This window comes from Facilibium subflavum, from assembly GCF_003574485.1.
Taxonomy (GTDB): Bacteria; Pseudomonadota; Gammaproteobacteria; order Francisellales; family Francisellaceae; genus Facilibium; species Facilibium subflavum.
Window position 1 is genome coordinate 1 of sequence record NZ_QLIT01000127.1, and the last position, 17,586, is coordinate 17,586.

The window sequence follows — 17,586 nt, forward strand, 5'->3', positions numbered from 1 at the left end:
AAATCTACCAATTATTAACAAAATACAATCTAGTAAAAATACACACTACAGGACACTAAGTAGTTTTTCTGTTTGAATTTTTGTTAACTTTAGCTCAAATACAAGCTTAATTGATGCCATAATTTTACTCGCATTAATGATAACTTCTGACAATGATTTGCTAATAAAATCCATGCCCTTACGGACAATTGAGTGTTGAGGAAAGCCATGGTTTTTAAGCTTCTCTGGATAAATTGTCATAAGCATATCACCTTGGCGATAAGACCAAGTTAAATGACTTCCAGCTCTGCTGGAAGTCATTTAACTAGCACCAGCAGGACTTTTGGTAAGCTGCCATTCATGGTTAAACAATAAAAACCGTTATCCCATTTGGTAGGATGTGTGGTCCAGGCGCCTTCCAAGCCGCTTGTTACTGTATCTCTGCCAATGCCTCTTTTGGTTTTATTAATCCACCCAAGGCCTTGATCTTCAACAGGGGCTGCTTCAGGATCTGGTCCTAAAAGTGCCGGATCGCCATTGCCATGTGTTTTCCCAACGGTGTGACCACCTGCGGTTAGCGCAACGGTTTCTTCATCATCCATGGCCATGCGAGAAAAGGTTACGCGCATATCATGAGCCGTCTTTAATGGATCTGATTTGCCATCCACGCCTTCGGGATTAACATAAATCAAACCCATTTGTACAGCAGCAAGTGGATTTTCAAGACTGTCTTGTTCTTTACTGCTGTAGCGATTCTTATCAAGCCATGTGGTTTCTGATCCCCAATAGATGTCTTTTTCAGGATGCCAGATATCTTCTCTGCCAAAACTAAACCCAAAGGTTTTCAATCCCATTGATTCATAGGCAATATTACCCGCAAGAATAAATAAATCAGCCCAGCTGAGCTTATTGCCATATTTTTTCTTAATTGGCCAAAGCAGGCGACGTGCTTTATCAAGATTGGCATTATCTGGCCATGAGTTAAGGGGTGCAAAGCGTTGGTTTCCATTATTTCCACCGCCGCGTCCATCAGCAATACGATAGGTTCCAGCCGCATGCCAGGCCATTCGGATCATAAGCCCGCCATAATGTCCCCAATCTGCAGGCCACCAGTCTTGACTATCTGTCATCAGTGCCGTTACATCGCTCTTTAATGTATCAAAATCCAGTGTTTTAACGGCTTTGCGATAATCAAAATCTTTGTCCATGGGGTTGGTCTTGCTATCATGTTGATGCAGAATGTCTAGATTCAGTGCATTTGGCCACCAGTTTGCATTAGTTTTTTCTGTCGATGTATTGCTACCGTGTATTATGGGGCATTTGTCCATTGTCGCCATGACTGTCTCCTTGCTGATATTGAAATGGTATACCTGATACTATAGCTGATTATTTGCTGTCGATAAATATTGATGCTGAAGCTTGGCAACAACACTATAAAATAGTTTTTTATCTGTATATAATAGCTATTTGAGTATGAACAAGTTTGATCAAATTAGCCGATGAAAAAAGCAAAGATTATTGCATTATTGCAACAAAAAGGTGGCTCAGGGAAAACAACAACGGCAATGAATATTGCCGGTGGGCTGCGTGAGTTAGGATACCGTGTACTTGTTATTGATATGGATAAAGACAAGCCTGATGCCTGGTCATGGGCGGCAAAGAGTGAAGATTTTTCTGGTTCTGTTATCCAGGTAGATGAAAAAACAGCACGTGAAAAAATAGCAGAGATAAGATCCCAAGCAGATTTTATCATTATTGATACCCCGCCTAATTTCCAGACAGCAGCACTTAAAGCGGCCCTTTTATCGGATATGGTAATTATTCCAGCAGCGCCAAGTGGTATGGATTTATCAGGCCTGTTAGAAGCTAAAGATTTAGCCTTAACAGCCGATAGACCCTATCGTTTGTTGGCAAATCGTGTGCTGAAAACCTCGAATATGTCGCGAAGCCTTTTAAGTGTTCTAGAAGAAGAGGGTCAGGCGTTTAGTACTTATATTCCCCAAAGTGTTAAATTTGTTGAAGCAGAAGCTGCCGGCCTATATATAGGTGAATATGCCCCGCAAAGCACGGTTCATATTCAGGTTAAAAAACTGTCCAGGGAAATTGTCGAGCTATTTGAAAAGGTCGTTGCATGAGTAAGGTTTCACTGTCCAACCGTAAACGCATTCATGAGTTAAACTCAGAGGCTCATCAGCAAGTTGTTAATGACAAAAAGGATGAACTACTTGCTTTGCAACTACAGCAGTTGAATGATCAGGCAGAAAATACCAATACATTAAAAAATATTTTATTAACAGAATTGCTGCCAGATCCAAATCAACCAAGAAAAGTCTTTACCAATATCGATACATTGGCACAAAGCATCAAAGAAAAAGGGGTGATTCAGCCGATTATTGTCACGCCTAAAAAGCATGATGGTTTTTATCATATTATTGCAGGAGAAAGGCGTTTTCGTGCAGCAAAAATGGCGGGACTTCAATTAATCCCTTGTATTCTACGTGATGAAGCAGACAGTGATATTTTGATCTTACAGCTTTTAGAGAATGAGCAGCGTGAGAAGGTTTCACCTTTTGAAGAAGCCGATGCCTTAGTTGAGTTGATTAATAACCGTAAGATGAGTAAAGCAGAAGTTGCCAAGTCCTTAGGACGTGAACCAAGCTGGATTTCAATGCGTTTGAAGTTGGCAAAGTCATCATCACTGATTCGGAATTTATCACATGATGGTTATATTGATGATGTTAGAACGCTTTATGAGTTAAAAAAGCTAGAAGATGAACTGCCACAAGTGGCAAATACATTTATTCAAAAAGTGCGTTCAAATCGTGTTCAAGGTGCTTATCGTCAGGCAATCAAGCGTGCTAAGGATGCCTGGCAGAAAAAACAAACCTTAACACAAGGCAAACTGCCGCCTATTATGATTGAAGAAGTCTTATGTGTTGAGGATGACATCGTGAGTTTTAAAGCCGATAAAGCACATGCAAGTCACCACTATACCTTTAAATTATCAAAAAAAGCGCTTGCACAACTAAAAGCATTATTTATCGAGTAAATCTATGAAGCTTGCCATTTTACAGGCTGATCATATTCCTGAGCATCGTCATCATGTTTCAGGTGGTAATTATCCGAATATGTTTGCCAATTTGTTTTTGAAAATATCTGCGGTTGTTGATTTGGCCGTTTTTGATGTGACAGCTCAGCAATACCCAGAGAGCTGGGCTGATTTTGATGGCTTTATTATCACAGGTAGCAAAGCAGCATGTTTTGATAAGGCGCCATGGATTGAACTTTTGATTGATAAGATTCATGAAATTCTGCAGGCGAATAAGAAAATAGTCGGCATTTGTTTTGGCCATCAAATATTAGCACGCGCCTTAGGCGGCAAAGTTGAGCGTGCAGAACATTGGGGCGTTGGTGTCCACTGTGTGCAAATTATCAAACAAATGCCGTGGATGATGCCGTTTTATGATCATTTAAGTTTAACTTTTTACCATCAGGATCAGGTTAAAGCATTGCCAGAATCTGTTGAATTAGTTGCCACAAACGCATTTTGTCCGGTACAGATGTTTGTATTTAACAATCAAGCCTGGGGGATACAGGCTCACCCTGAAATGCTAAGGGCGCATAATCATTTATTACTGCAGGAACGTAAAAATTTACTAGAGCAACATTTTAGCCCGGCGATTGACAGTCTTCGTATACGAGATCACGGTGGTGTTGTTGGCCAATGGATGATAAACTTTTTTGAAATGGAGTAAAAGTGATGTCCAAGATGAAAACGAATACAGAAAATCAATCAAGCTTTAATCGTATCGTTGTTTTTGGCGATAGTCTTCAGGATAATGGCAATGTGATTCAAACACTTGGTATTCCTGGCAAACCCTATGATGGTGGGCGTTTTTGTGATGGTAAAGTTGCTTGTGAATATCTACTGCCGATGCTTGAATCTAAGCACTCTGCACAAATCAAGCTTGAAAACTATGCGATTGGGGGTGCTTATACTTTTGGGAAAAACCCAAAATCGCTATTAACGGATCACTCTTTTTCAGTCAGCCAGCAAATTGATCGATTTGTTGCCTCACAAGCACGTTTTAACTCAGATGACCTTGTGTTTTTAAATGGCGGGGGAAACAATTTTTTATTTGCACTTCATAATGAATATCCTTATATCAATATCGGTGCGATACATCAGGTTGCCGATGATTTATTGGCATTAACCGATCGTATTATCAAGCTTGGTGCAAAAAAAATCATTGTCTGGAATATTCCAGATATAACCATTGTTCCGGCTTATGAGGTGGCGGGATTTCCACAATGGGTCATTACTTTGTTGAAAAAATACTTAAAAAGGCACTTAAGTAAGCAGAATAAAAAGCTGCAAGCAGGTGTTGCATATTTAACCCGTAAATATCCATTTGCCAGTATTGAAATTTTTGATGTTTACCATCTGTTGCAAAATGTGCTGGATTCACCGATGGGTTATGGATTTGAAAATGCACGTAATGCTTGTGTGGAAAGTTTTGGTGGGGTTGACCAAAAAGGCAATATTCAAGAAAACTTAGAAGTAAATCTTGACCCACAAACCCATTTATTCTGGGATTATGTACATCCGACAACCAAAGCACAGAAAATGCTGGCTGAACATATTTTTCAGCTTTTGTATCCGCTTGAGGAAAAAACGTGACCTAAATCGGCTCTTGTTGTGGTTCAATAAGTATTTCGTTGATTGCCACATGCCTTGGTTGGTTGATTACATACAAAACGCTTTGGGCGATATCTTGCGGTGTTAAGAAATTTTGACTATCGTGACTGGCATAACGATCAACGGCTTTTTTGTCGCTGGACATAGTGTGCAGATCGGTTGCGACGTTGCCTGGCTGAAGGTTTATAACACGTACCCCTTTTTCCACGAGTTCATAACGCATGGCTTTTAAAGTGAACTCCATAAAAGCTTTTGTCCCAGAATAAACGGCTAAACCGGCAAAAGCCTGGCGCCCGGCATCTGAAGTGATATTGATAAACATCCCTTGTGTTTCAATCAGTGGTGGTAATATTGCCTGTGTAATGTTTAAAAACCCGATAATATTGGTGTTGATCATTTTCATCCATTCATCATAGTCACATTGTGACATACGCTGGTAATACATCACACCTACACAATTAATAACCGTATCAATTTTCCCAAACTTTTTAATGGCATGATTGACAAAACGGCTTACCTGTTGTTTGTCCGTGGCATCGACTTGTTCGATGTAACAATGCTGTGGTTTGCGGTTGGCAATTTTTTGCAGTGGTGCTTGTCGCCTTGCACAAATGGAGATGTGATAGCCTTTATTGATACAGGCTTTTGCAATGGCTTCTCCCATGCCACTGGATGCACCAAAAATAACGATGTGCTGGTCTTTATTTATCGACATAAATTATCCTTTTTATCGGTTGGTTTATATATAAGATTTGCCAGATAATCAGGCGTTAATCTAGGGTAGGACATATTAAAATAACAAAGCATACGCTCATAATTTTCTTGATGATATGTATGATGTATTGGCGCATCAAGACAGTGTGGGTCATCTTCAAGTAAACAATTAAGTGCTGGGATATCAAGCGTTTTTCTCCATGTCTGGGGACTGACTTTTGGAAGTTGCCAATACTTGGCAATAGTTTTGGCATCAATAAGGTATTTATTGGTCATGTTGTAAATTGCGGAGTTGCTCTGGCTTTGTGCTATGCTGATAATGAATGTTGCAATATGATCAACCGGCGTTATCTCAATAAAAAGATTTTCAGGAACGCTTTTTGCCTTTTCTATTCCCTGTAAAATCAAATAATTCATATCCTGTAGATTAAGATACTCTTTCGTAGCAGGTCCGAGGTTGCCCGGGCGAAAAATAGTGCTATCAAGGCCAAGCGAACTTGCTTTTTGTATGAGTTTTTCTGCCGCCCATTTTGCCTGTGCATAACCGCAGCTTAGCTGTTTTAGCGTCTGGTTATCTGTATAGTTTTCAGGATGTGGTATTGGCACTTGTTTTGGCAGTATGCCATTAGTTGAGATATGAAACAGGCGTTTCTTTTTTCCGTGAAGGCAAAACTGAATCAAAGAGGCAACACTACCAAAGCAGCTGGATTTAACTTTGGCATAAGGCAATATCAAATTAACATTAGCTGCAGCATGGATAACACCATCGATTATCATGCTGGATACCTGCCACTGGGTGTCTGTCAACCCCAGTTTATTATCAGCCAAATCACCAATCATAATATCAACTCTTTGAGGTATAATTTGTGGATCGATGTTGCATTTTTCTGCAACATCATACAATCGTTTCCAGGCGTGTTCAGCCGAGTGCGCGCGGATAAAGCAGGTAACAAGATCATTGCTTTGAATAAGTAGCTGTTTTAATAATTGGCTGCCTAAAAAACCGGTGGCACCAGTCAGTAGCCAATGTTTGGTTTTTTTATCGCAGGAAGCGTTAATAGCACTTTGGCTATGGTAGGCAAATTTAAGTGTTTCAAAAGCCTGGTCAATATCATCAAGGATTTCTTTATAAAGGAATTGATGTGCAGGCATGTTGCAACTTTGGGTAAACTGTTGAAAGCTTGCAAGGAAGTTACTGGCTTGAAGGAATTGGCGAATAGTCAGCTTGTTTAATCCCATTTGTGCTGTGATTGCCAATAAACGCATAGCCAATAAAGAGCTGCCGCCAAGTTTAAAAAAACAATCCTCATCTGTAATCATATTCATATCAATGTTTAATAAGCTTGCCCATAACTGGCGATAGTCCTGTGTATTATTAATCTTGCTTGGTAATAATACATTTTTTTCTTTTACCAAAGGTTTAATACTATGACGATCTAATTTATTTGAATAGGCGTTTATCTTGATTTGATGGATTAGAATAAACTGATGTGGTTGCATGTAAGGGGCTAAAAATGCACCTAATATATCAGTAATTTTCTTGCTTGTGGCATCATATAACTGCCACTTTCTGCGAAAAAGGTTCTGCTCGTTTTCAGGGATTTCCAGATAAGCAACCAAATGTTCATTCAACAAGTTGTCACCCATCTTATTGACGACACAGTGCATGACATTGAGTTTGTCTTTTATAACTGCTTCAACAAAGGGTAAGGAGATGGTATAACCGCGAAGTTTAACCAGATAATCACAGCGGCCATATACCGTAATCAGGTGTTTGTCATTATCAAGCCTGGCATAATCGCCTGTTTTATATAAACGCTTGCCAATTGGGCTTTGAGAGGCTTCAATAAATCGTTCTTTATTTAAATCTTCACGGTTGATATAACCATTTGCAAGGCCTGGGCTATGGATATATAACTCACCTTTTTCACCAGCCTTGCAGGGTTTTTGATTGCTATCTAGTAAAATTGCTTTAACGCCATCAAGTAGGAAACCTGCTGGAATAATCCCTTCATGATCAATCTGTTTTTCATCCGTTAATAAAAAAACGGCCACATCGTGGCACTCTGAAATAGAGTAAAGATTATAGATATTTGTATCAAAGATATATGGACGCAGTTGATGGTATAGGGCGCTTGAGACAACCTCACCATTTAACCAGCAAACCTTAAGCTGTTGAAAAATTTTTTCAGCGGCTATTGGAGCATAATGTAGGAGTGTTTCAAGATAAGATGGTGTGAATAAAAATTCATTGATTTGTTGTTTTTCAATCGTATCTGCCAGTTTTTCAAAATCATGCAGAATGTCATCATTGATAATATAGGTAATTCCACCGCATAAAAGCGGGCGAAAGACTTCCCAAAAATAATAAATATTGCAACCAACACGACTGGTATGGTCATAAGGTTTCACCTGATTTCGCGTTTGATAAGAAGAAAGTATCGCCTTGTGTGAAATGGCAATACCTTTATGTGTGCCTGTTGTTCCTGAAGAATAGACAAGCCAAAGTATCTTTTCAGGATTAACGGTTGGCATAACGATTTCATCAATAGGAGTTTTGATACATTGCTGGCACAGATCAACTAAATTAAAGATAGTTGCTGATACTGTCTTGTCATCCATTGAACAGTCACAAAGCAAAATGGCGGTGTTAGTTTGTTGTATAATATCCTGTAACAAAGCATCCGGAAAAGCCTTATCAAGCTGCACACATTGCCCACCAAGCGTTGAGATGGCCAAAAAAGCCACGATAAGCTCAAAGCGTTTATCACAATATAACCCAACGACAGTATCCGTGCTTATACCTTTTTGTTCAAGCCTTGCAGCAAGTGATAAAATAGCGTTTTGTAGCTGCCTGTAACTCAGTGCCGTATCCCCGTCAACTAATGCGGTGGCATTGGGTGTTTTGTTCGCTTGGGTAAAAAAACTTTCATGTAAGCTTTGATCGCTTGTCAACATTATCAGGTTCTCTTGTTTGTTGATAACAATTTTTAAAAGTGATTGATTCTTAGTGTATAGAAAAAGTGTCGCAAGCAAAATCACTGTGATAGCAAACCAGGTGGCAAAAAAGCGAGAATACGCTGTATCTTCTTTTATTTTGATTCTACTTTTATTTTTGCTAAGATGAATTTGTTTAGATTGACATCTACTAAGGGAGCGCTTTTATGAAGGATAATGCTTTTCACGCACTAATAAAGCTTATAAACAGTTATGTCTGGGGGCCTTATATGTTAGTGCTCATATTAGGTGTAGGTGTGTTTCTAACCTTGGGTTTGTATTTTTTACCAATACGAAAGATTGGTTATGGTTTTAAATTATTACTCTCCAAGCCACAAAAAGGCAAAGGTGATATTTTGCCTTTTCAAGCGCTTATGACATCATTATCCGCAACCATTGGGACAGGAAATATAGCAGGTGTGGCAACCGCAATTGTTATTGGTGGGCCAGGCGCTGTATTTTGGATGTGGTGTACGGCATTGGTTGGCATGGCAACCAAATATGCTGAGGCGGTTTTAGCTGTAAAATATCGCCAAATCGATAAACGTGGACGTTATGTCGGTGGGCCGATGTATTATATTAAAAATGGTTTAGGGAAGAAGTTTGTCTGGCTTGGTGTGCTATTTGCAATTTTTGGTGCTATTGCAGGCTTTGGTATTGGTAACATGGTGCAATCCAATTCAATGGCTGATGTGCTTGAAACGAATTTATCCATTCCACCAATTGCCACGGGCATTATCGTTGCCTTTCTTGCAGGGCTTGTGCTATTAGGTGGCATTAAACGTATTGCACTTGTTGCAAGCAGAGTTGTGCCATTTATGGCTGTTGTTTATATTATAAGCTGCCTTGTGGCGATTTTTATGAATATTACATTCCTGCCACAAACATTCGCCTTAATTTTTACCCATGCCTTCACACCCATTGCAGCAACCGGTGGTTTTGCAGGTGCTGGTATGCTTTTAGCATTACAAATGGGGGTGGCCAGAGGAGTTTTCTCCAATGAGGCAGGGTTGGGCTCTGCGCCAATTGCCCATGCTGCTGCCAAGACAAATGATCCAGTCAAACAAGGCACGATTGCGATGCTAGGTACTTTTATTGATACGATTATTATCTGTACAATGACTGCTTTGGTGATTATTATCTCAGGCCAATGGAATAGTGGAGAGAATGGTGCGGCTTTGTCTTCTAATGCCATGCTGACAATTATGCCCTATATTGGCAATTGGGTAGTGACATTGGGGCTGATATTCTTTGCTTTTACAACCATATTAGGCTGGAGCTATTACAGTGAGCGCTGTGTTGAGTTTTTATTTGGGGTTTACGCGATTTTTCCTTTTCGGGTTTTGTGGATTATTGCTGTCGTTGTCGGTGCGACATTAAAACTTGATTTTGTCTGGCTTTTGGCGGACACCTTAAATGGCTTGATGGCTGTGCCAAATTTGATTGCATTGCTGTTACTAAGTCCTGTGGTCTTTAAACTATCAAAGCAATACTTCCAAAATAAGCATTAAGACTTTTAGTAAAGTGTTTTGATGAATTTGGTCAAAACACGTAGTTTCCCACGTTTATTGATAAAGGTCTTTATGCTATTCTGCAGACATATATGATTTGAAAAGTTGCTATTAAATGCCTAACAAAAACGATCAAAAACAAATAGACTTAACGCTTTTTACAAAGTTAGCCGGTGGTGTTTTAAGTGATTGGGATGGAGAGCCTGAAGATAAAATAAGTGAGCTAAGACGCTTAGGAAGTGACAATTTCACTACCTTTACAGAGTTAGCAAAACCAACTTCTATTCAAGGCAATAACAAGGAGGAGAAAAGCGAACTGGAAAAGTTTTTTGATCAAATCGATCAAAAGGAAATAGAGCATACTTCCAATTCAGACGATAAAAAGTGGCAATTTCTATTGAATAATAGTAACGTAACTAAGGAAAATACTAAGACCCGTCAAGAAAACCCTCAGTCTGGATTATTTGATCAATATAATAATAAAAAGGAAAACGATAGCATCACATTAGATGATAAATACCAGTTAACCGGCAAGGATGTAGAGAACCTAGCAGAAGTAGCTGGATTAAAGGATAAGCTAATCATTATGGGATTGGATAGTGATAACGACATCCTGGCATTAGCTGATCAAATCAAAAATAAAAAAAACTTGCTAGATCAAAGCCCAAATAAATTGGGATTGCTTTTAAGAGTTGAGAATGGACACTGGATTAATGCATCTATTACAAAAATTGACCAGAAATTCAGCCTTGATATTACTGATAGTAAAGCTGACGAGTTCACTATAGATAATGCAAAAAAACGCATTCAAGACGCACTGATTAAGGAGCAAAAAGAACAGAATCAGACAGCAAAAGTTTTTTCTGACTACCAAACGGTCGATCAAGTCAAATATAATTCAGGCCAGTATGATAATAAAAGTTATGAGGAATATGCAAGAGATCAAGCAATAAAGCGTTTGCATCGTGCCTATTGCAACTACAAAGAAAAGAAGGATTTCACGGATGGCATTTTTCAGAAGCCAGAACAGGCACGCAAAATTCAGAATTACCCTGGGTATCAGGTAGAAGATGCTAATAAAGTTGAGAAGAAAAAAAGGCAACAAGATGTAGAAACCTGCGGCTTTTGGGCCTTTGTTGATATCGCACAAAAACTGGCTGGTTTAACTGAAAACGATAATCTTTTTTTATCTAAGATTAAAAATATAAAACTGGATAGCAATATTAAAGACCAAAACTTAAGAGGTGAGGTATTTGACGCGTGGTTACAAAGTCAGTCTAATACTGTAGATAAAAATACCTCTCATAAAAGCAATCAACAGCCCTCAGCATCTGCAACCTATACAAGCTTATCACTCCCACCAACAGAAGATAAAGTACAACAATGGCTAGCGGATCTGCCAAAAACAGAAAATACATCATACACATACGAGAAAAATTCGTTTCAAAAAAATAATGATAAGTTTGAATTTACATTCTCCAAAACCGTTGCAGATAATAAAAAAGAAAAATTTCAGGTTAAACAGGAGGGTAAAAAGACGATATTAACGAGCAGTAGTGCTGGATTTGATTCTTTTATTGACACAGCCGTGAGTTTTGCAAAAAAACAATTGCACAATCAGATAGAAGGTTTAAAGCAGAAAGTAAAAAATAAGGAAGGTGTTACGAATCACCCGATACCTGCCGTAACAATATCGCTTGAAAAAGACCTTACTAAAGAAAAGTACATACAAGCACTACAAAAATTTAAAGATGCAGGTATTAAAGTGCAGCTGGCTGAAGACCAAGATGAGGAATTGAAAAAAGCGCTTAGCGAGGTTTTCTCGCCTGAAAAGCGTGATCTTCTGGATATGCTTCCTTTTTATCATAATAACAAACAGACACAGACATCTTATAACAATAATATGAACAATAGACTATAACTGGCGTTACGGTGATTTTTTCAAAGGGTGCGTGCTATTTATTCTTTTAATGCTTGTATTGTGCTAGAATACCGCACACTTGTTTAACACTTGATTTTTGATCGTCTTATTGACAATGATATAGATCAAAGTGAGATCCTGACAAAGAGTAAAACCATGTTAACAGATAAAGAATTTCAATCGCGTGTTGCCAAAGTCTGGCCAAAAGTACACGCCGAACAAGTTACATCTGAAGATGAAAAAATCTATTATCGCAATAAGATCAAACGGCTTTTAAAAGAAAAAAATGCCTGTTTAATTGCACATTATTATGTGGATGCTGAGATTCAAAAACTTGCCGAGGAAACAGGTGGGATGCTAGGGGATTCACTGGCCATGGCTCGCTTTGGTCGCAATCACAAAGCACAAACACTTGTGGTTGCTGGTGTACGCTTTATGGGTGAGTCGGCAAAGATTTTAAGTCCAGATAAAAAGGTGATTATGCCAACACTTGATGCAGAGTGTTCTTTGGATGTCTCTTGCCAGGAAGATGAATTCAAAGACTTTATTGCTGAGCACCCTGATCGTACGGTTGTGGTTTATGTTAATACCTCTGCACGAATTAAGGCGCTTGCGGATTGGACCGTAACCTCATCAAGTGCCCTTGAGATTTGTGAGTATCTTGATTCACAAGGGCAAAAGATTCTATGGGCTCCAGATAAATACTTAGGCCGCTGGATTGAGGATAAAACAGGTGCAGATATGGTGCACTATAATGGCGCTTGTATTGTGCATGAGGAGTTTAAAGCCAAAGCGCTTTATGATCTAAAAGCAGTTTACCCTGATGCCGGTGTACTTGTTCATCCTGAATCACCACAGGAAGTCGTTGCCATGGCCGATGCGGTAGGGTCAACTTCTCAGTTATTACAGGCCTCTAAGGAAATGCCTAATAAGGTATTTATTGTGGCAACAGAATCACATATATTTTATAAAATGAAACAGGCATCACCTGATAAATTATTTATTGAAGCGCCAACGATGGGTAAAAGTGCAACGTGTAAATCCTGTGCAAAGTGTCCTTGGATGGGGATGAATACCTTAAAGAATTTGGCTGAAAGCTTAGCGCATGAAACCAATGAAATTTTTGTTCCAGATGAAATTCGCAAGCGCGCGCTTATTCCATTAACGCGTATGGTTGAGTTTCAAAATAATAGATAAATATCAATATGGAGTTAACGTCATTATGAACGTTGTAGAAAAAAAACACTTAAATACCCAGCAGATTACCCAAGTACCTGAAAAATTAATTAAAACCATGGTTACACAGGCATTGGCTGAAGATATTGATCAAGGCGATATTAATGCGCTTTTAATCGATCCATCTGAGTATGCTTATGCGCGGGTTATTACACGCCAAGACATGGTTTTGTGTGGCGTTGAATGGGTCAATGAGGTATTTCGCCAAATTGATCCGGCACTTAAGATCACATGGTTTTGTAATGATGGTGATAAAATTGGCGCAGATAAAGTGTTATTTGAGGTTGAAGGCAAGGCAAGAGGCATCTTAAGTGCTGAGCGTAATGCATTGAATTTTTTGCAGATGCTTTCAGGTGTGGCAACAATAACACATCAATATGTTGAGCGAGTCGCACACACAAAAACAAAAATTCTTGATACGCGTAAGACGATTCCCGGATTTCGCCTGGCGCAAAAATATGCGGTACACTGTGGTGGAGGGATGAATCATCGTATTGGTTTGTTTGATGGTTTTTTGATTAAGGAGAATCATATTGCTTCTTGTCATGGCTGTATTATTGAAGCGGTCAATAAGGCAAGGCAAATTGCGCCACAGAAGATGGTTGAAGTTGAAGTAGAAAGCTTTAATCAACTCAATGAAGCATTAAAAGCAAAGGCTGATGTTATTATGCTGGATAATTTTAATCTCAAGGATATGGAAAAAGCAGTTGGAATTGTCGGTGATAAAGCACAATTAGAAGCCTCAGGTAATGTATCATTAGATCAAATTAATGCCATTGCACAAACAGGGGTTGATTTCATCTCAATTGGTGGATTAACCAAACATATCCAAGCCATTGATTTATCGATGCGCTTTGTGACATGTAGATAAAGTTTTATACTAAATTGCAAAATGGGTGTCAGCCCTGAAATAGCAATATCAGGTATATTACCCACTTGAATAATTCCACTTCCTTACACTTACACGAAAATTCTCATATCACATTATCATCACACCAATCTAAAAAATTTTTGTAAAAAATTTAAAAACAAGGTTGTCTTTTGCTGTAACTGTTGATAGCTTAATAATTAGCTTTTGAAATTAATCAACAAACTCTAAAGGAGTTATTGGATATTATGAAACTTCGCACCAATGTAGTCAGCCTGATCCTGATTATTATTCTGGTCGTCATTAGACGAACGGAAGGTGCGAGGCTGTAGTGTAAAAAAGCAAAAGCCATCAGAAAACCCGCATCTTCCCAAAGAAGAGGCGGGTTTTTTTTGCGGTTAAAAAGGTGCTTGAAAAAGCGTAAATAAATAAAAAAACGCAAGGAGTTGTCAAATGCAAATGAGTGGCGCTGAAGCAGTTGTGACAGCACTTATTGATGAAAAAATCGAGTGTCTATTTGGTTATCCAGGTGGTGCGATTATGCCAACCTATGATGCACTATATCAACATCAGGATCGACTGAATCATGTCCTGGTGCGTCATGAACAAGCGGCTATTCATGGTGCGGTAGGCTATGCCAGAGCCACAAGAAAAGTTGGTGTTGCAATTGCAACTTCAGGCCCAGGTGCGACAAACCTTATTACCGGGATTACTGATGCCTTAATTGATTCCATTCCTGTTGTATGTATTACAGGACAGGTTTTTAGCCAGCTTTTGGGTACAGACGCCTTTCAAGAAGCTGATATTATTGGCATGACGGTTACGGCAACAAAATGGAATTATCAGATTACGGATCCAAATGAAATTCCTTTTGTTTTTAAAAAGGCTTTTGAGATTGCCCAAAGTGGGCGACCAGGACCTGTTCTAATCGATATTACCAAGGATGCGCAAGTGGGTTTAATGGACTATGTTAAGGCTGAGCCTAGCACCAAGGGTAAATGGCTGCATAAACCAATGATCGATATGGATCAGATCCATAAAGCGTCAGAGATTATTAATGCGGCAAAAAAACCTATTCTTATCGCCGGTCACGGGGTGATGATTTCAAAGGCGCAAGAAGCCTTATTGGCATTGGCTGAGAAATCTGATATTCCTGTTGTCAGTACATTGCTTGGCTTATCTACATTCTCAACAACGCACCGACTATATAAGGGTATGCTTGGAATGCACGGTAATTATGCAGCTAATGTTTTATGCAATGAGGCTGATGTTGTGATTGCAGTTGGTATGCGATTTGATGATCGCATCACGGGAAAACTGGCGTGTTATTTACCGTATGCAAAAGTGATTCATATTGATATCGATTATGCAGAGATTAATAAAAATGTTAAGGCAGATATTGGTATTCACGCCGATGCCAAAGAAGCATTAAAAGTTTTGATACCTTATGTTAAAAAAACATCACATCATGATTGGCACCATGCGTTTGATAAGGCATATCAAAAAGAGTTTGAAACGGTAATTAAAAGTGAAATAAGCCCTACTTCAGGCAAGCTTAAAATGGCTGAAGTTATTGCGAAACTCTCTCAAAAAACCCATGGTCAGGCGATTATCGTCACCGATGTTGGCCAACATCAAATGATCGCAGCGCGTTATTATCAATTTGAACAAACAAGCAATCATATCACCTCAGGTGGTTTGGGCACCATGGGGTTTGCCTTGCCTGCTGCTATCGGTGCCAAGCTTGGCGTGGGGGATAAAAAACAAGTAATTGCAATTGCCGGTGATGGTGGATTTCAAATGAATATTCAGGAGCTTGCGGTATTAAAACAAGAAGGCATTGCCTTGAAGATCATTATTTTAAATAACAGTTATTTAGGTATGGTCAGACAATGGCAAGAGATGTTTTTTGACAAGCGTTATTCATTTACATCGATTAGTTCACCAGATTTTGTCAAGGTTGCTGAGGCTTATGATATTAAAGCAAAGCGCATTGAAAAGCGCGAAGCATTAGATCAGGCATTAACTGACTTGTTGGAATCAAATACGTCGTATCTATTAGAAATTATTGTTGAACAACAAGAAAACGTGTTTCCGATGGTGCCAGCTGGCGCTTCAATCAGTGATACAAAATTAACCATGGGAGGATAGGATGATGAACGATAGGATATATTTTATTTCAATGACGACAGAAAACACACTTTGTGTTTTGCAGCGAATTGCCTCAATTTTTTCGCGCCATCGGATAAATATCGAGCAGATGAATGTTTGTGAAACAGCAAATAAAGGCATATCGCATTTTAATCTCGTATTACACAGTCATGAAGAAAAAATCCATAAAGTCATCAAACAACTGGCAAAGGTGATAGAGGTTATTGATATCCAGATTGCCAATCAGATTCCAATTAATGGTAGTGCACATAAAGAAGACGAAGAAAAAGAAAATAAAGAAAAGTCACTGAAGGTTGCCTAGCCTTTGGTATTAAAAAAAACGATCCATAAACACACTTAGGAGGATAAAATGGGTAAAATGATGTTTGGCCAAGTTGAAGAAACCGTTGTGACACAAAAGGAATTTCCACTGCAAAAAGCCAAAGAAGTCTTACAAAATGACGTAATTGCAGTTATCGGTTACGGTGTTCAAGGCCCAGCACAAGCGCTTAACCTTAGAGATAATGGGTTTAATGTTATCATAGGGCAGCGCCAAAACTCTCCCTCTTGGCAAAAGGCTTTGGATGATGGCTGGCAGCCTGGTAGCACGCTTTTTGATATTGATGAGGCTTGCCAAAAAGGGACGATAATCAGCAACCTTCTTTCAGATGCTGGACAAATTGCTTTATGGCCACGCATTGAAAAACACTTGACCCAAGGGAAACTTTTAATGTTTTCACATGGCTTTGGTGTTACCTATAAGGATAAAACGAATATTATCCCGCCAGCTGATATTGATGTGGCTTTGGTGGCACCTAAAGGTTCTGGACGAAGTGTTAGAAAGTTATTTTTAGATAAAAAAGGCATAAATTCAAGCTATGCTATCTTCCAGAATGCTACAGGCAAGGCCCTTGAGAAAACACTTGCTTATGGTATTGGTGTGGGATCCGGCTATTTGTTTGAGACAAGCTTTGAAAAAGAAGTCTACAGTGATTTAACCGGTGAGCGTGGTGTCTTGATGGGTGCATTAGCAGGTATTATTGAAGCGCAATATGAAGTGTTACGTGCACACGGACATTCACCAAGTGAGGCTTTTAATGAAACCGTTGAAGAATTAACACAAAGTCTTGTGCCTTTGGTTGGTGAAAATGGCATGGATTGGATGTATGCAAATTGTTCTACAACAGCACAACGTGGGGCTTTAGATTGGGCGCCTAAGTTTAAAGCCGCTACCTTTGAGGTATTTAATGAGCTTTATAATGAAGTTAAAAATGGCAATGAAGCAAAACGCACTATCGATAAAAACAGTCAGGAAAACTACCGTAGTGAGCTACAAAAAGAGCTTGATGAAATGCACAACAAAGAAATCTGGCAGGCAGGGCGTGCGGTTAGAAGCTTAAGACCTGATCGTGAACAAATGCAAAAAGCACAAAAAGAAGATGTCGTGAATGCATAATTTTTAAAATATTACCTCTGCCAATATATGTGATTTTTATTGGCAGGGGTATGA

At 39.0% G+C, this 17,586-nt stretch carries 14 protein-coding genes and 1 pseudogene; 11 read left to right on the forward strand and 4 right to left on the reverse strand.

The genetic code is table 11. The features are described 5' to 3' along the window. Positions 1–45: 45 nt before the first annotated feature. On the reverse strand, positions 46–240 hold the full coding sequence (locus DNK84_RS08160; RefSeq protein ID WP_162902313.1) for a hypothetical protein: 195 nt from the start codon (positions 238–240) through the stop codon (positions 46–48). Positions 241–306: 66 nt separating this feature from the next. Then, positions 307–1,316, reverse strand: a pseudogene (locus DNK84_RS08165) (peroxidase family protein); the annotation flags it as partial. A gap of 162 nt (positions 1,317–1,478) precedes the next feature. Between DNK84_RS08165 and DNK84_RS08170 the strand changes: the two are divergent. From DNK84_RS08170 to DNK84_RS08185, 4 genes are read left to right on the forward strand one after another with little or no spacing between them, the layout of a single operon-like run. Beyond that, positions 1,479–2,114, forward strand: a complete 636-nt coding sequence (locus DNK84_RS08170) for a ParA family protein (protein WP_119344056.1) — start codon at positions 1,479–1,481, stop codon at positions 2,112–2,114. Then, the gene (locus DNK84_RS08175) at positions 2,111–3,028 is read left to right on the forward strand and encodes a ParB/RepB/Spo0J family partition protein (RefSeq protein ID WP_119344057.1); all 918 of its coding nucleotides are present in this window, start codon (positions 2,111–2,113) and stop codon (positions 3,026–3,028) included. Before DNK84_RS08170 ends, DNK84_RS08175 begins: the two co-directional genes overlap by 4 nt. Before the next feature lie 4 nt (positions 3,029–3,032). After that, a complete protein-coding gene (locus DNK84_RS08180; RefSeq protein ID WP_119344058.1) occupies positions 3,033–3,734 on the forward strand; it encodes a glutamine amidotransferase-related protein in 702 nt (233 codons plus the stop codon). Between the two features lie 5 nt (positions 3,735–3,739). Next, complete coding sequence (locus tag DNK84_RS08185) at positions 3,740–4,660, forward strand: SGNH/GDSL hydrolase family protein (protein ID WP_235826863.1); 921 nt, start codon at positions 3,740–3,742, stop codon at positions 4,658–4,660. 1 nt (position 4,661) lies between these two features. Here the strand turns inward: DNK84_RS08185 and DNK84_RS08190 are convergent, their stop codons facing one another. Further along, complete coding sequence (locus DNK84_RS08190; protein ID WP_119344059.1) at positions 4,662–5,393, reverse strand: SDR family oxidoreductase; 732 nt, start codon at positions 5,391–5,393, stop codon at positions 4,662–4,664. Next, positions 5,384–8,350: an AMP-binding protein gene (locus DNK84_RS08195; RefSeq protein WP_119344060.1), complete on the reverse strand. Its 2,967-nt coding sequence runs from the start codon at positions 8,348–8,350 to the stop codon at positions 5,384–5,386. Before DNK84_RS08195 ends, DNK84_RS08190 begins: the two co-directional genes overlap by 10 nt. A gap of 206 nt (positions 8,351–8,556) precedes the next feature. Between DNK84_RS08195 and DNK84_RS08200 the strand changes: the two genes are divergently transcribed. From DNK84_RS08200 to ilvC, 7 genes are all read left to right on the forward strand, one after another. Then, positions 8,557–9,900 (forward strand): alanine/glycine:cation symporter family protein, encoded by a 1,344-nt coding sequence (locus DNK84_RS08200; RefSeq protein WP_119344061.1) that lies wholly within the window; start codon positions 8,557–8,559, stop codon positions 9,898–9,900. Between the two features lie 115 nt (positions 9,901–10,015). Further along, positions 10,016–11,821 carry a hypothetical protein gene (locus DNK84_RS08205; protein ID WP_119344062.1) on the forward strand — a complete coding sequence of 602 codons (1,806 nt, stop codon included), beginning with the start codon at positions 10,016–10,018 and terminating at the stop codon, positions 11,819–11,821. Between the two features lie 156 nt (positions 11,822–11,977). Further along, the gene (nadA, locus tag DNK84_RS08210) at positions 11,978–13,018 is read left to right on the forward strand and encodes a quinolinate synthase NadA (protein WP_119344063.1); all 1,041 of its coding nucleotides are present in this window, start codon (positions 11,978–11,980) and stop codon (positions 13,016–13,018) included. Positions 13,019–13,043: 25 nt separating this feature from the next. After that, entirely contained in the window at positions 13,044–13,928 is an 885-nt protein-coding gene (gene nadC / locus DNK84_RS08215) for a carboxylating nicotinate-nucleotide diphosphorylase (RefSeq protein WP_119344064.1), read from the forward strand. Positions 13,929–14,378: 450 nt separating this feature from the next. After that, positions 14,379–16,076, forward strand: a complete 1,698-nt coding sequence (gene ilvB / locus DNK84_RS08220) for a biosynthetic-type acetolactate synthase large subunit (RefSeq protein ID WP_119344065.1) — start codon at positions 14,379–14,381, stop codon at positions 16,074–16,076. Positions 16,077–16,080: 4 nt separating this feature from the next. Next, complete coding sequence (locus DNK84_RS08225; protein WP_119344077.1) at positions 16,081–16,398, forward strand: acetolactate synthase small subunit; 318 nt, start codon at positions 16,081–16,083, stop codon at positions 16,396–16,398. Positions 16,399–16,446: 48 nt separating this feature from the next. Continuing rightward, positions 16,447–17,532, forward strand: a complete 1,086-nt coding sequence (gene ilvC, locus DNK84_RS08230) for a ketol-acid reductoisomerase (RefSeq protein ID WP_119344066.1) — start codon at positions 16,447–16,449, stop codon at positions 17,530–17,532. The last annotated feature ends 54 nt before the right edge of the window (positions 17,533–17,586 follow it).

Excerpts from the sequence above, each read along its gene's own strand:
- DNK84_RS08160 (WP_162902313.1), bottom strand. The coding sequence starts at position 240 with ATGACAATTTATCCAGAGAAGCTTAAAAACCATGGCTTTCCTCAACAC.
- DNK84_RS08170 (WP_119344056.1), top strand. The coding sequence starts at position 1,479 with ATGAAAAAAGCAAAGATTATTGCATTATTGCAACAAAAAGGTGGCTCA.
- DNK84_RS08175 (WP_119344057.1), top strand. The coding sequence starts at position 2,111 with ATGAGTAAGGTTTCACTGTCCAACCGTAAACGCATTCATGAGTTAAAC.
- DNK84_RS08180 (WP_119344058.1), top strand. The coding sequence starts at position 3,033 with ATGAAGCTTGCCATTTTACAGGCTGATCATATTCCTGAGCATCGTCAT.
- DNK84_RS08185 (WP_235826863.1), top strand. The coding sequence starts at position 3,740 with ATGTCCAAGATGAAAACGAATACAGAAAATCAATCAAGCTTTAATCGT.
- DNK84_RS08190 (WP_119344059.1), bottom strand. The coding sequence starts at position 5,393 with ATGTCGATAAATAAAGACCAGCACATCGTTATTTTTGGTGCATCCAGT.
- DNK84_RS08195 (WP_119344060.1), bottom strand. The coding sequence starts at position 8,350 with ATGTTGACAAGCGATCAAAGCTTACATGAAAGTTTTTTTACCCAAGCG.
- DNK84_RS08200 (WP_119344061.1), top strand. The coding sequence starts at position 8,557 with ATGAAGGATAATGCTTTTCACGCACTAATAAAGCTTATAAACAGTTAT.
- DNK84_RS08205 (WP_119344062.1), top strand. The coding sequence starts at position 10,016 with ATGCCTAACAAAAACGATCAAAAACAAATAGACTTAACGCTTTTTACA.
- nadA (WP_119344063.1), top strand. The coding sequence starts at position 11,978 with ATGTTAACAGATAAAGAATTTCAATCGCGTGTTGCCAAAGTCTGGCCA.
- nadC (WP_119344064.1), top strand. The coding sequence starts at position 13,044 with ATGAACGTTGTAGAAAAAAAACACTTAAATACCCAGCAGATTACCCAA.
- ilvB (WP_119344065.1), top strand. The coding sequence starts at position 14,379 with ATGCAAATGAGTGGCGCTGAAGCAGTTGTGACAGCACTTATTGATGAA.
- DNK84_RS08225 (WP_119344077.1), top strand. The coding sequence starts at position 16,081 with ATGAACGATAGGATATATTTTATTTCAATGACGACAGAAAACACACTT.
- ilvC (WP_119344066.1), top strand. The coding sequence starts at position 16,447 with ATGGGTAAAATGATGTTTGGCCAAGTTGAAGAAACCGTTGTGACACAA.